11 protein-coding genes are annotated in these 15480 nt (G+C 39.5%); 7 read left to right on the forward strand and 4 right to left on the reverse strand.

The window, feature by feature from the left end:
- Positions 1 to 141: 141 nt before the first annotated feature.
- The 4 genes from NXV01_RS13420 to NXV01_RS13435 all read right to left on the reverse strand — a co-directional run bounded on the left by NXV01_RS13420 (position 142) and on the right by NXV01_RS13435 (position 4292).
- Positions 142 to 990: an RteC domain-containing protein gene (locus NXV01_RS13420; RefSeq protein WP_195342153.1), complete on the reverse strand. Its 849-nt coding sequence runs from the start codon at positions 988 to 990 to the stop codon at positions 142 to 144.
- Positions 991 to 1016: 26 nt separating this feature from the next.
- Positions 1017 to 1958, reverse strand: a complete 942-nt coding sequence (locus NXV01_RS13425) for a DUF1848 domain-containing protein (RefSeq protein ID WP_259022638.1) — start codon at positions 1956 to 1958, stop codon at positions 1017 to 1019.
- 11 nt (positions 1959 to 1969) lie between these two features.
- The gene (locus tag NXV01_RS13430) at positions 1970 to 2818 is read right to left on the reverse strand and encodes a methylated-DNA--[protein]-cysteine S-methyltransferase (RefSeq protein ID WP_191031536.1); all 849 of its coding nucleotides are present in this window, start codon (positions 2816 to 2818) and stop codon (positions 1970 to 1972) included.
- A 151-nt stretch (positions 2819 to 2969) separates the two neighbouring features.
- The gene (locus NXV01_RS13435; protein WP_191031537.1) at positions 2970 to 4292 is read right to left on the reverse strand and encodes an MATE family efflux transporter; all 1323 of its coding nucleotides are present in this window, start codon (positions 4290 to 4292) and stop codon (positions 2970 to 2972) included.
- A gap of 637 nt (positions 4293 to 4929) precedes the next feature.
- On the opposite strand from NXV01_RS13435, the gene NXV01_RS13440 reads away from it, so the two are divergent.
- The 7 genes from NXV01_RS13440 (at position 4930) to NXV01_RS13470 (ending at position 15419) form a co-directional block, all read left to right on the forward strand.
- A complete protein-coding gene (locus NXV01_RS13440) occupies positions 4930 to 6114 on the forward strand; it encodes a PLP-dependent transferase (protein ID WP_195649857.1) in 1185 nt (394 codons plus the stop codon).
- 134 nt (positions 6115 to 6248) lie between these two features.
- Positions 6249 to 9488: a SusC/RagA family TonB-linked outer membrane protein gene (locus NXV01_RS13445; protein WP_234132117.1), complete on the forward strand. Its 3240-nt coding sequence runs from the start codon at positions 6249 to 6251 to the stop codon at positions 9486 to 9488.
- A 27-nt stretch (positions 9489 to 9515) separates the two neighbouring features.
- Complete coding sequence (locus NXV01_RS13450; protein WP_195649859.1) at positions 9516 to 10964, forward strand: SusD/RagB family nutrient-binding outer membrane lipoprotein; 1449 nt, start codon at positions 9516 to 9518, stop codon at positions 10962 to 10964.
- 69 nt (positions 10965 to 11033) lie between these two features.
- Entirely contained in the window at positions 11034 to 11684 is a 651-nt protein-coding gene (locus NXV01_RS13455) for a response regulator transcription factor (RefSeq protein WP_148365922.1), read from the forward strand.
- A gap of 70 nt (positions 11685 to 11754) precedes the next feature.
- Positions 11755 to 12684 carry a 23S rRNA (adenine(1618)-N(6))-methyltransferase RlmF gene (rlmF, locus tag NXV01_RS13460; RefSeq protein WP_148365924.1) on the forward strand — a complete coding sequence of 310 codons (930 nt, stop codon included), beginning with the start codon at positions 11755 to 11757 and terminating at the stop codon, positions 12682 to 12684.
- A 57-nt stretch (positions 12685 to 12741) separates the two neighbouring features.
- Positions 12742 to 13509 (forward strand): N-acetyltransferase, encoded by a 768-nt coding sequence (locus tag NXV01_RS13465; RefSeq protein WP_259022643.1) that lies wholly within the window; start codon positions 12742 to 12744, stop codon positions 13507 to 13509.
- Positions 13510 to 13661: 152 nt separating this feature from the next.
- A complete protein-coding gene (locus NXV01_RS13470; RefSeq protein WP_217721443.1) occupies positions 13662 to 15419 on the forward strand; it encodes an AraC family transcriptional regulator in 1758 nt (585 codons plus the stop codon).
- Positions 15420 to 15480 lie beyond the last annotated feature (61 nt).

The following is a 15480-nucleotide window of genomic DNA, read 5'->3' on the forward strand; positions in this document are numbered from 1 at the left end:
TGGTTGATTTGTTTTTTTGTGGGAATTGGTGCTAAAACAGGGTGAAACAAGGAGAAAAGAGGGTGAAAGTCTACTTTAGAATAGGGCATAAAAAAACTACCAAGTTGGTAGTAACTTGGTAGTTTTTTTAGAGGAAGTTTATTATAACTTATCGTCTTCGTCCATTTTTTGCAGGAGCTTATTTATAAGGTTGGTAAGGAATGATGTCTTATCTTTCTTCCTTTCTCTTATTGCAAGATAAGTCCGGTAATAATCCCCTAAATCTATTTTGAATGATGCTTCTATATAAGTCATTATCTCTTTTATATCAGCGTTTCCATTATTAAGTACTCCGGCAGCATAGATAGCATATCCCAATTCGATAGCAGCTATTTTTGTGCCCGTCCATAGGAAAGGATTGTCAGGTAATGAAGTCCTGCTATTTTCTATTACTTCTTTCCTTTCAAGTTCCTGTAATCGTTGTTGCAGATAGATTTCCAACATATCATAAGCCAGCATCTTAGCAACCCTATGGTCGCAGCAAGTTGAAAACAATGGGTCTTTATCAAACATACCACAGTTATGGCATAGTTTGTAATTCTCATGTTCTCTAAGAAAATAATATCTATCTAAGTGTGTGGCTTTAGAACGATAATATTGGTAGAAGTCAAGATTAGCATTGCAAAACTCCGTTATTGCCGTTTGCTTTTTTTTATAATACTCTTTTAGAACTTCTTTGCTGCCGTTCGGCTTTCTTAGTTCAAGTAGATATATGTCATTAAAATATATCAGTTTGCTTAAAATGAATGGCTTAATATCTTTGAAGAATAATATTTCTTCATTAGCATCCTGAAAAGTATATTGGTGGATAAACTCTCTTAGTTCTTCAAATAATGGTCTGATGAAATCAATCATATATATAGCTTTATCGGAAGATACGTCACTATCCATACAGGACGTTTCTATCTCTGTATTAATTTTAGACAATAACTTATCTATGTATTGTTTCATGTGATTTGCGTGAAAATTTGTTTGTACTATATTTCTTTAAAACAGTCCATGGAGTATTGATAATCTTTTAAAGAGACTGTCTTTTTATTTGTTATATTCTCTTTACCAGTAGGATAACCTGTTAATATGGGATAACATGGATTATATTGCATTTCTTCATTTCTACTTATAGTGGAATATTCAGTAGCATAACAATAACTGCATCCATATTTACAGGTATTATAGACTCCAATATCAATACTTTCAATACATCCGCAATTCTTTCTCTGTCCAATATCTTTTCGGGCATTGAGCTTACAGCCAATAATACTTTCTATTTTTTCTTTATCAATGCAAGTCGAATGGTATAATCCATACGAACTGTAATCTTGATTTTCGCTACACATATAAAGTTTCAAATTATAGGCGGATGCAATATTCACTAAATTTTCCACTATATTTTCTTTCACCGCTAAAGGTATTTCGGTGAAATTTGGGCGGATATGCCTATAAATATCAATAAAACTAATAATACATTTATTCGTATATCCTGCCAACGATTTGCATAATTGTTCAAAACGATTTAATATCCAGCTTTCTGTAAACTGTTTATTGATAATTATAGGATCGAACCGCCAATCTACCCGATTAGTGCCAACTCTATCGCTTAGTCGTTGAAATACTTCTATAACGTTCTCTTTTTGTGGAAGATACTTTTCTACTTTATCATCATAGGCTGTAATTGTAAATTCAAAATAATAATTTTTATATCCTAAATCTTCAATAACATCTAATTTCCTTAGTAATGGCAGTGCGTTTTTAGTCCAAAAAACAATACAATCTATTTTTTGAGGAGACAATGATATACGGCTTAACTGATTTGGATTATATGGATTAGGAATTAACACATACCCTTCACGTAAACGGTTAATAAACCATTCTGAATAAAAAGCAGGGATGTCAGTTCTACGACTTACTGATAATATCATTATTAATTTTTTTAGATATTATTTATTGTTTTATTCTTAATCGCTTTTTCCCAGCCGATGATAGTTGCTTTTCTTTCTTTCTTCCAATGATAATCGCCTATAATTCCGGTATTACGTATTACTCTGTGACAAGGAATTACAAAGCCCACAGGATTATTCGCAACGGCTCTTCTTACAGCAAAGGTTGATTGCGTATCTCCTATATTTGTGGCAACTTGACTATAAGATGTTACACTTCCAAATGGAATTTCAAGTAATGCCTTCCAAACTTTTATTTGAAATGGAGTTCCTTTCAACCATAGCGTAAGTGATTTGTTTTCTGCATAAGGCGAAAAAATCTTTTCTGCAATCTCTTGAGCCATCCCGTCATTTTGAAAGAATTGTGCATTTGCCCATCCGTGCTTTATTTCATTTATTAGAGAGTTTCTATCGCAATCTGAAAATTGCATTTCACATATCCCTCTTGATGTGGAAACTATAAAACATTCTCCAAAAGGAGTTGCGGAAAAGCCATATTCAAAACGAATACCTGCTCCTTTGCTCTTGTACTCTTGTGGTGTGACGGCTTCTATTTTTACAAATAAGTCATAAACTCTCGATTGGGCAGATAGCCCCACTTTTTCGGCTGCTTCAATCAGGTTGGAAGTATCTTGTAACTCTTGTTTCAAGGCTTCTATCGTGAGATGTTCCAAAAATTTCTTTGGGCTTATTCCTGCCCATTCCGTGAATATTCGTTGGAAATGAAAAGGACTTACGCCAATATATTGTGCTAATTCATCTAATGTTGGCTGTTGCTTAAAGTTTTCAACCAAATATTGAATAGCTTTTTCAATTCTTGTATAGTTTATATTTTCAATCATAATAACCATGTTTGATAAATCCTAAAGATGGTTCGCTCTCGGTACTATATGAAATAGGCGCAAAGATAGGGATTGCTACTAATGCCTACAACCCATTTCTTGCTATTGTATGCTAAAATGTTATATCACAAAATATTATATTGATGCTTCATTAGATTTTCTTATTTTGCCAGTTGCCTTTCCATAGATAAAAAAAAGAAGTGAAAATCATGGCATAATAAACAATATCCGAGGTCCAACATATTGCGACATCCATTTTTAGGTAAACCGCAATATATACGATGTAGCCGACATATATACATAGGCTGCACAATTCAATAAATAAGGTTGAACGTGTACTGCCTGTTCCCGAAACTGCAAAGAAATAGACAAAAGCCGGAACAGCAACTATATATGCCGACAACATTACCCAAAGTGACGGTAGGGCATTTGCTATCAAATCCGGATTATCTGTATATATACGTAGGAACATCGTAGGAAATATCGCAATAATAATAGCCAATGGAATTACAAAACAATAGCAGTTTCTAATTATGTTGTTGCATAGTGGCATCACCTTTTTAATTTCTCCATTCCCTATTAAATTGCTAACAAGCGAACTACCTGTAGATGCAAAAGCATTGACAAAAATAAATAATAGAGCAGAAGTATTCCGTACTATGTTAGTTATGGCAAGAGAACGTTCTCCAAGATGTTCTATCGCAATGAAAAAGACCAACCATGAACCAGTAGATATAAATGACTGAATCATTGTCCAAAAAGACACATTCAATATTTCTAACAGGGTCTTTATTTTAAAGCCTGCAAAATGGAATAACCTATATAGTTTATAGTTTACCTTTTGGTGAGTGTATATACAAAAGAATATAACCGATACAGCTTCCGAGATAGAAGAGGCGATAGCTGCACCAGCAATCCCCATAGCTGGAAATCCTAATTTACCAAAGATTAAAATATAATTCAATATCATATTGGTAAGTACCATAACAACAGAATTGATTGTTAATGTCTTTGTCTGTGTTGTACCGATATAAAATGCACGGAACATCACTGATATGAAAGAAAAAAAGAAGCCATATACACGCCAGTCCATATAATCTATTGCGGCATAGTACACATCTTTAGATTTTATCATCAAATGTAGTAACTGCGGGGAATAAACTTTTGAGAGGATGAATACACAGGTTGCTATGACTAATAAGAATAATGTTCCTTGCATGAAAATAGCACCTATGCGATGGTACTGTTTTTCTCCATTACGGCGGGCTATTAGAATTTGAGCACCCACACTAAAACCAAACCCTAACATATAAATGGCAAGATAATACATACTTGCTACAGCCGATGCGCCTAATTCAACTTCTCCTACACGTCCTAAATATGCTGTATCTGTTAATCCTATCAGTTGTTGCATTAATAGGCTGATTAATACTGGATATGTGATATGACGAATTTCTTTACTTGTAAATTGCATAATTGAGTTATTTTATAAAATAGCTGCAAATTACGTAATAGGATTTTATGGGAGCAACCCGATTCTTGCTTTAGGTGTAAGGTGCAAGTATATATCTATATATAGCTTGCACCTTACACCTAAGCTGAAACATTTATATTCAGACATTTGCGTAATCCAAAAAGAAGCAGTATCTTTGAACCGAAGTTTTAGGCAGACAATGAACAGTCAAAGGACGACAGATAAACGTCTTTTTTGAAACCTAAATTGTACCCCCTAAGGCATTGACATATTGATAAAGAGTTGAATTAAAGCGACATAAGGAGATGGGTTCATTACCCTGTCTCTCCGCTTCAATTAATAGATAAATCCCTGTAAAGTAGCACTTTACAGGGATTTATCTATTTTGTATATATAGCATGATAGGCATGAAAAAGTGTGTTTCTTATTGAAATAGAAAATAATACTATTTGAACAGTATATTTTAGAATAAACACTCTTTTTAAAAGGTGGAAATTATCAGTTTAAAGAATATTATTCCAAAATGCTTATTATCAGTTAAATATCTGTTTTTATTTACTATCACCTTTCAGTTTTTATATCTACCTTTGTTCTGATTTTACAAGATTTGATAGCTATAATATAAAAGGATAGAATAATGAAAAAACAGACCCAAGCGATTCATACCCAGTTCCAAAGAAGAGATGCTTATAATTCTCTTAGTATGCCGGTTTACCATACAGCGGCTTATGAGTTTGACAATGCCGATGATATGGCTGATGCTTTCTGCGGGCGGACAGATGCTCCGGATTATTCCAGAGTAATGAATCCGACAGTGACTTTTTTTGAGAATAAAGTAAAGCAACTTACCGGGGCAACGGAAGTGATAGCTGTCAATTCCGGTATGGCGGCTATTAGTAATACATTGCTTTCAATTGCAGCTGCAGGAAAGAATATAGTTACATCGCGTCATTTGTTCGGTAATACCTATTCATTTATTACTGGTACGTTGTCGCGCTTCGGGGTGGAACCCAGGTTGTGTGATTTGACTGAAGTTGAAACTGTAGAAAAAGTCGTAGACGGTAATACTTGTTGTATTTATATGGAAATTATCACCAATCCTCAAATGGAAGTGGCGGACTTACAGGTGCTCTCACGGATAGCTCATGAAAGGGGGATTCCTCTCATTGCCGATACTACACTTATTCCTTTTACGGAATTCGATTCACACAGATTAGGGGTAGATATTGAAGTGGTTTCCAGTACCAAATACTTGTCAGGAGGAGCCACTTCCATTGGTGGCTTGGTGATTGATTATGGTACTTGTCTGGGATTCGGTCAACGTATGCGTACAGAGATGTTACTCAATTTGGGAGCTTACATGACTCCTCATGTGGCCTATATGCATACCATCGGACTGGAAACGTTGGACGCACGATACCGGTTACAGTCTGCCAATGCCGCTACACTGGCAAGCAAACTCCGCACGTTGCCTGCTATTAGACGTGTGAATTATGTGGGATTGGAGGATAATCCGTACTATGCCTTGGCGCAAAGACAGTTTGGTTCAACCGCTGGTGCTATGATTACGATAGACCTTGAAAGTAAAGAGGTGTGTTTTCTTTTCATCAACCGCCTGAAGTTGATACGCCGTGCTACCAACTTATTTGACAATAAGACACTTGCCATCCATCCTGCGAGTACTATTTTCGGACCGTTTACTGACGAACAACGGCTGGCCATGGATGTGCTGGATACGACTATCCGTCTCTCCATTGGTTTGGAGGATGTGGATGATCTGTTTGAGGATATCAGGCAGGCTTTGGAAAATAAAAAAGAATAGAAAAGAAAATCAAAAAGTGATACACTGTGGCTGTAATATACCGCAAATATGGTATATAAAATGCCATTCATACGGGATTTACCAGTTTGTATATATCTAATACCTTTGCCCCATCATTTTAACAGTAAATAATAATGGGTAAAAGGATTCGTTTATTTTTGCTTGCTCTTGCAATAGGAGTGATACAAGGGGCGGCACAGGTGACAACGGTGCGGGGCATCGTCACCACAGAAGAAGATGGAGAACCGGTTATCGGTGCTTCGGTCATAGTGAAAGGAACCGCATTGGGTACTGTAACTGATGTTAACGGGAGATTTGAACTGAGCGGACTTCCGCCATCGGCCACCCGGCTGATAATCTCCTACATCAGTTTGATAGCAAAGGAGGTGGCTATCGCACCACAGCTGTCGGTGGCATTGAAGAGTGACACACATCTGCTGGATGAGGTGGTGGTAACAGCTTTGGGTATTTCACGCGAGAAGAAGGCGCTGGGCTACACGGCACAGGAGATAAAGCAGGATGCGTTGGTGCAGGGGAAAGACAATAACTTGTTGAATTCATTGAGTGGTAAGATAGCAGGTGTGCGTATTACCAACACGCAGGGAGATGTCGGTTCCAGCCGTATTGTTATTCGTGGTGAAACTTCTATTGCCGGTGAGAATCAACCGCTTTTTATTGTGGATGGCATCCCGGTGGACAATTCGCAGCTTAATGCACGTTCCAGCGGACGCGATTTTAAGAATGCGATAGCTGACTTGAATCCGGAGGACATAAAGACGCTTACTGTATTAAAAGGTCCGAATGCTGCTGCCCTTTATGGTGCACGTGCTGCCCATGGTGCTATTGTTATCACTACCAAAGGAGGAGACAAAAAGCAGCAAGGGATAGGCATTACATTGCATTCTTCCACACAAATTTCTTTTGCAGCGACCTTGCCGGAGTTTCAGAACCTTTTCGGGCAAGGGGCAGGCGGACGATTCAGTTATGTGGACGGCAAAGGTGCAGGTGTGAATGACGGTGTGGACGAAAGCTGGGGACCGCGTCTTGACATTGGATTGCTGATTCCCCAGTTTGACAGTCCGCTGGATGCTGACGGTACTCGTATGGCTACTCCCTGGGTGTCGCATCCCAACAATGTACGCGATTATTTCCGTACGGGCTTTTCTACCAATAACGGTATTTCAGTTGCCCGTGGGGACGACAAATATCAGTTCCGTGTAGGTTATAACTACGAGAAACAAGTCAGTATTGTTCCTGACGCTGGAACCAATAAAACGAATATCAGTCTAAATACAGATTACCATCTTGCAAAATGGATTTCGGTAGGAGCTACGGCCAATTACATCATTTATACAGCTCCCAGTTTACCGGGGTCAGCTACCCCTTCGGGTAGTAACGTACGTTCTAACAGTCCTATGCTTCAGTTTTTGTGGTTCGGACGTCAAGTGGATACGAACTCATTGAAAGCAGACTATACTCGCAACTGGAATTCAAGCTATTATGATAATCCTTTTTGGAGTGCTTCTTATAATACGCAAAGTCAGGAGCGGCATCGTCTGATAGGTGACCTGCATGCCGAATTCCATCTGGCAGATGGTCTGAATATGCGTTTCCGTACCAGCACCGACTGGTATAATGACCGGAGAAAATCTAAAGTAAAATGGGGCAGTACAGGTGCCGGTTCACCTTACGGCAGTTATGCTGAAGATGCTTATACGGTGAAAGAGAATAACACAGAAATATTGGCGACTTATGTCAAGCAGTTGAATAAAAACTGGGGATTTGACGCTCTTCTGGGTTTTAATGTGCGTAACAAACAGTACGAGAACAACTATCAGGCTGCTCCCCGTTTGGCTGTTGCCGACCTTTATACGTTGACCAATTCTCGTGATCCGCTCACTTCGTCCAATGATTTTTACCGCTTGCGGCAATATGGACTCTACGGTTCCGTACAATTGGATTACCGTCGTTGGGCTTTCTTGAACATAACAGGACGGAATGATTGGTCGTCTACGCTACCTGTGGACAACAATTCTTATTTCTATCCTTCGGTGACGGCTAGTGTGCTGCTTTCCGAGGCTTTGGGGTGGAGGAGTAAGGCCGTCAACTATCTGAAATTACGTGGAGGATGGTCGCAAGTGGGAGCAGATGCCGATCCTTATCAATTAGCAACAGTCTTTACTTCAGAAACAGCTTTCGACGGAAATCCGCTTCAAAGTTCTTCTACCATCGGCATGAATCCGAATCTAAAGCCGGAGAAGACATCATCTATAGAAGCTGGTTTCGAAGCAGCTTTTCTGGACAACCGCCTGTATTTGGATTTCACTTACTATAAGACCGATAGCCGCAACCAAATATTAAAACTGGCTACTACTGCGGCCAGTGGCTACACGTCGCAGGTGCGTAATGCCGGACATATTCGTAATCGTGGCTATGAAATACAATTGGGAGCTGTTCCTATACAAACATCGAAAGGGTTTCGTTGGAATCTGGACCTGAATTATGGTGCCAACCGCAGCAAGGTTATCAAGCTGGATGATGAAGGTTTAATTACGAGTTACCAGCTCTACTCGTCGGGCATTCAGATACTGGCTTCAGTGGGAGAAGCTTATGGAACTTTGTATGGCACTTCATACGTGCGTGATGCTAATGGAAGCATTGTGGTGGATGCTAACGGTCTGCCTAAAATTTCAACCACTAATAAAACATTGGGGAAGTTTACACCCGACTGGACAGGTGGTGTCAGCAACACTTTCAGCTATCGTTCGTTGAGTCTTTCTTTTCTGATAGATGCCAGTGTGGGCGGTTCTATATTTTCCAACACTAATAAAACAGGAAAATATACCGGTGTATTGGCTAACACATTACCGGGCAGGGATGCCGAGCATGGTGGTTTGTGGTATTATACTGACGCTATGGGTAACAATGTACGATTATCGGAACCTCCTTCTTACTCCATATCCTCCGATGGGCTTTACTATGCCCACGTCAATGGTCAATCCACTCGTGTATATCAGGATGGTATTATTGTAGAAGGAGTGACGGAAAGCGGTTCTAAGAATGAAAAGGTCGTGTCTGCCGAGAAATATTATCATCGCATTTACAGTATTGCCGAATCTAATGTGTATGATGCCTCTTACGTGAAACTGCGCGAAGTGGCTTTGAGTTATCGTCTGCCTCGCCTGTGGACGCAGAAACTGCATTTACAAGAAGCTTCCGTTACGCTGACGGGACGTAACTTGTGGACTATCTATAAAAGTGTCCCCAATATAGATCCGGAATCGGCTTTGACTACCGGAAATGCACAAGGGGTAGAGGCCTACTCACTGCCTACGACACGTTCCTTTGGTGTGAACCTTTCCGTAAAATTCTAAATGCGAACCTTTTAATAATAGGATAAAATGAAAAGAAGAATATACTTTTTATATATAATATGGGTACAAGTAGTTACTATTTCCCTGTGGTCGTGTGATGATGAACTGGCCGACATCAACCGTAACCCTAATGCCACCGAAAATCCACAGCCGGCTTATTTGCTTGCCGCTGCACAGTATCATGCTGCCAATCTTTATTGGGGAAGTAGTACAAATTATAATTCTACTCTGTTGTGGGTGCAACATTGGGCTAAAATACAATATACAGAGCCGGACTGCTATAATGTGGATAATGGGAGCTTTACCACTACATGGGACACCGGATATGCAACATTAATAACTGACTTGAATGCTATTATCAGTTCGGAATTCGGTAATGATAATTACCGAGGTATAGCTACTGTATGGCGTTCATGGGTTTATCTGTTGCTTACAAATCTGTATGGAGATATACCATACACTGAATATGCACAAAGTGTAACACCGGCTTATGATTCACAAGAAACTGTTTTACGCGGACTTTTGGAGGAGTTGGTTACTGCTGACCAGTTGCTTTCTACCACGGGAGAAGCAGTGGAGGGGGATTTGATTTACGGAAACGATATTGCCCGTTGGAAACAGTTGGCTCAATCCCTGCGGCTACGTATCGCTCTTGAGTTGGCGGATCGGGATGAGGATACGGCACGTCGGGTTATTGCTTCCCTTTGGAATAGTCGTAACAGTGTGATAGATAGCAATGATGCCATAGCCCGTTTTGTATTTACTTCTTCACCGCAATGGAATCCGTGGGCGTCTGCTTTCAATTCACGTGATGATCAGCGGGTATCAAAAACATTGATTGATAGACTGAATGAATGGAATGATCCGAGAATCGGAGTTTTAGCACAGCTACCTCAAGACGAAAGTGTGACAAACTATGTAGGAGCAGCCAATTCCCTCTCTGCTGATGCCGCAAACAATCAGGGATTTTATAAAGTCTCCCGACCCGGCACTTATTTTTTGAAAGACAGTTCTCCGGCTGTATTTTATACGTATGCCGAGGTCTTGTTTATCTTTGCGGAATCCGCTGTACGCGGCTGGATAACGGCTGATGCGGAAACACTCTACCGAGAAGCTGTTATTGCTTCATTGAACCAGTTTGGCATAACAGACACTCATATCATCGATTCCTATTTGCAGCAGGAGGGCGTCCGGTTCGACGCCGAACATTGGTACGAATCTATTGGCTGGCAGAAGTGGATAGCTTATTATGGACAAGGCCCTGATGCCTTCACTGATTGGCGCAGGCTGGGTTATCCCCGGCTTCTCCCTGGTCCCGACTCTGTTTTGGGTTCCGGAGAATTACCCCGTCGCTTTTTTTATCCCGTAACGGAACAATCACTTAATGGTAAACAGTATCAGATTGCCATATCCCGCCAGGGAGCAGATGAAATCACTACCCGTTTGTGGTTTGATGTGGCTGATAAGGAACGATGATGCATCAGTATCTCCGGGCTGCCGTATGCTTTTGAAAAAAATCCGTTGAATTTAAAAATCAGAATTACAATGAACACTGACATTACATTTATCATAGCAGATAATCAGGATATAACCAGAATGGGAATGCATGGATATATTTCCACTATATTCAGTAGATGTCGCATGATAGATGTGACAGACAAGAAGGAACTGATACAGGCATTGGTAGAATGTAGTGACAGTGTTGTCATTCTTGATTATACCCTGTTTGATCTCAATGGTGTGGATGAGTTTCTCATTATAGGAAAGCGTTTTCCTGAAGTTCACTGGATATTATTTTCCAATGAATTGAGTGAGGATTTTATTCGCAGGATGAGTATAGAAAAGAATATCGGTATGATATTGAAAGAGAACTCCGGTGAAGAGATCCATTCTGCATTGATGTGTGCAGCTCATAAGGAACGGTTTCTTGGTCACCAGATAACCAATCTGTTGATAACCGGTTCCGGCAAACCGGAAATTCATTCTGTTTTGACCGTTACAGAGATTGACATTCTCAAATTGATTGCACGTGGAAAATCCGTGAAAGAAATAGCATTGGAAAGAACCTCGAGTATTCATACCATTATCACCCACAAAAAGAATATTTTCCGGAAGTTGGGTGTGAATAATGTATATGAAGCGACTAAGTATGCCTTACGTGCCGGGCTGATTGAAATGGTAGAATATTATATATGATACCCGGAGAGTATAAGATAAGAATAGGGAAAGATTTGCAGACAGGGAAATTCTCTGTATCTTTGTCGGCATGGCAAAAAAAGGCGAGTTACATAGAAGAAATAAGCACAATGGTCAGTATGATTTTCCATTGTTGATGGAAAATTATCCTCCACTAAAGAGGTTCGTATCGCTCAATCCCCTCGGAACACAGACTATAAACTTTTTTAATCCGCAAGCGGTGAAGGCCTTGAACAAAGCATTATTGGTCACTTATTACGGTATCCGGTATTGGGACATACCGAAGCAATATTTGTGCCCGCCTATTCCCGGAAGGGCGGATTATATTCATTATATTGCCGATCTTATCCAGCCGGACGGGACAACTGCGGATTTACCGGCAGGAGATGCTAATGGGCAGAAACCGAAATGTAGATGTCTGGATATTGGGGTAGGTGCAAATTGCATTTATCCGATCATAGGACATACTGAATATGGGTGGATCTTTGTTGGAACTGATATTGATCCGGTTTCGATAGAAAATGCACGAAAGATAGTGACTTGCAACCCTGTGTTGGCGCACAAGATTGACTTGCGACTTCAAAAAGACAGTAAGAAGATTTTCGATGGAATTATTATGCCTGACGAGTATTTTGATGTGACAATATGCAATCCTCCGTTTCATAGTTCGCGTGAAGAGGCGGAAGACGGAACGTTGCGCAAATTAAGCAGTCTGAAAGGTACGAAGGTGAATAAAGTGCAGCTGAATTTCGGCGGGAGTGCGAATGAACTTTGGTGCGAAGGCGGAGAAGTACGTTTCTTATTGAATATGATTTCCGAGAGTCAAAAATTTCAGAAGAACTGCGGATGGTTTACGAGTTTGGTTTCTAAAGAAAAGAATCTGGAAAAGTTATATGCCAAATTAAAATCGGTGAATGTGTCCGAATATAAAATTATTCGAATGCAGCAGGGAACTAAAAGTAGCAGGATATTAGCCTGGCGGTTTTCTGCTGACTCATAACAACGGGTCGATATCGAATTGTTATTTGTTTAACCAGTTAATTGAATAGAATATATTATGGAAACCAATTACATCACTTTGACAAAGGAGAATATTGCGAACGAACATATATGCTGTGCTTTTTCAGATAAGAAATGCAAGGATAGTTATGAACTGAAAAAAGAATGGCTGAAGAAAGAGTTCGATAACGGCTATGTGTTCAAACGTATTGATGAACGGGCAAAAGTGTTTATCGAATACGGTCCTGCTGAAAAAGCATGGATTCCGGTGAACGCTCCCAATTATCTGATGATAAACTGTTTCTGGGTGTCAGGTAAATATAAAGGTTGCGGACATGGTAAGGCATTGTTGCAGTCTGCCATTGATGATGCAAAATCGCAGGGGAAAGATGGCTTGGTCACTGTGGTGGGTACTTCTAAATTTCACTTTATGAGTGATACGAAATGGCTGTTGCGACAAGGCTTCCAAACAATAGAAAAGCTCCCTTACGGATTCAGCCTTTTAGGTTTGAAACTAAATCCGGTTGCTCCTGATCCTTCTTTTAATGATTGCGTGTTGAGTGGTGAGTGTCCGGATAAAGATGGGATAGTGGTTTATTATACCCATCGCTGCCCATTTACGGAGTATCACGTTCGCGGTTCTTTGGTAAATGCTGTCAGGAACAAAGATATTCCATTGAGAATAATCGAGTTGGAAAGTATGGAGCAGGCGCAAAATGCACCCACTCCGGCTACTATATTTACTCTTTTTTATAACGGGAAGTTTGTAACGACTGACTTAAGTGCGTGTATGGAAGGACGGTTGGGCAAAGCGTTAGGACTGTGATTCCGGCAAATGGATAGCATGGACAATGTTGTGTCTTCGGTATCTTTAGCTAATGTTTCTTATTTTTATTTTGCAAATTTAAATTCTGTCTGCACTTTATGTAGAAAATGCATATCTTTGAATGTTAATGATTAAACACGATTAAGAGTTGTATGCGTTTTTTGGTATGTATTTTTGTGCTTCTATTTGTACACAATCAATTTTCGAGGGCTGATAAAATAATAAATAATGATTCTCTGTATACTGAAAAGTATATCAGAGATATTTATATTTCCAATCCAAAGCGTGCTTTACAATTATTGGACGAGGCAGAAAGCAGAAAAGCTTTCTCTATGCGTTTGATTAATGAATTACGTAGTTTGTCATATCGTAATATGTATATGAATAAACTAGCTTTTATGTATGCGCGGAAATCATACTTGCTTGATTCCATATCTCAAAGGGAACCGCAACACATGTTGAAAATGACAGTCTTTTTGTCTGAACTATCGTCTTTAATGAGTAAATATAATGAAAGCATGAGATATGCTCTCAATGGAATTAAACAGGCGCAAGAACTGAAGGATCGGGAGGCCGAAGCCAGACTGCTTTTTTGCATAGGAGAGAATAACTGGAGATTATCATTGAAAGATAAAGCGTACGATTATTTTGGTCGTGCTATTGAATTGCTGCGGGGATCAAAGGAGGTGAGAGAGATGATGTTGCTTTCTTATTATTATGGAGCGGAAATGGGATTCTTAATGAGTGATTCACGTGTCAAGGAAGCTTTGAATCTTGCCTATGAACGCGAAAAGCTTCTTAAGAAATTGGAGAAATTACCACAAGTCCCCGAAGGGTATGTGGATGGTCAGTATAGTTATTTGTATGCAAAATTGGCCTATATCTACTATGTAGAAAAACAGTATGCACAGGCTGAACGATATTATCAACAATATCTGACAATGAAGGATTCCCATACTCCGGACGGCAAGATGTATTCGATTCCTTATTTGATTCTTTCCAAACAGTATGAGAAAGTAATAGATAACTGTAAAGACTTTAAAGAATTGTTGAGGATGCAGCAAGATACCTTGAATGCTCAATATATTACTGTGCTTAATAAAGAAGTACAAGCTTATCTGGGGATGCACAATTATAAGGAAGCGGCAGCGATACGTGGGATTATTCTTGCTATAACGGATAGCATTAACAATAACGACAAGAGAAATGCGGCATTAGAACTGAATGCCATATACGGTGCTTCTGAAAAGGAAGAATATATTGCCGAACAGGCTTCTCAATTAAAAATAAGAAATATTTCGCTCTGTTTTTTGGCTTGTGTTGTGCTGCTTACCTTATTTATACTATGGCGTTTGTGGCGTTTCAGCCATATAGTCAAGTATAAGAACAGAATGCTTGCCAGTCTCATAAACGAAAAATTCGCTAATAGAAAAGATGGTAATCAGTTATCGGAAGTGCACGAGCAGTTGACTATTTCATCGGATCTGGAACCGGAACAGGTTTCACCTGAAGAACAGGAAGAACTTTCGGATGAGACAGACAAGGAAAGTGGGGAAGAAGAAGAGAATCGGAAGATATTTCAGGAGCTGAATCATATTGTTGTTCAGAAGCAGTTATATCTTTCTTCCGAATTGTCGAGAGAAGATCTGGCTCAAATCGTACATCTGAACAACGCACGCTTTGCCCGGATGATAAGGGAATGTGCCGGAACCAATTTCAATGGATATATCAATGAACTGCGTATTAATTATGCGATCAAGCTGATGAAGAAGTATCCTAACTATACGATACGTGCCATAGCGGATGAGTCCGGATTTAATAGCACCCCGATCTTATATAATCTTTTTAAGAAGAAGACGGGGATGACTCCTTATGAATTTAAAAAAGCACAGGAAACATTGAGGAATTAAGCGGTTCCGTTAAACAATTTTCGATTTTTCCGGTTTATTTATCAGTAACTGAATATAAATG

Origin of the sequence: Bacteroides sp. BFG-606 (genome assembly GCF_024788145.1) — a bacterium.
GTDB lineage: Bacteria > Bacteroidota > Bacteroidia > Bacteroidales > Bacteroidaceae > Bacteroides > Bacteroides vicugnae.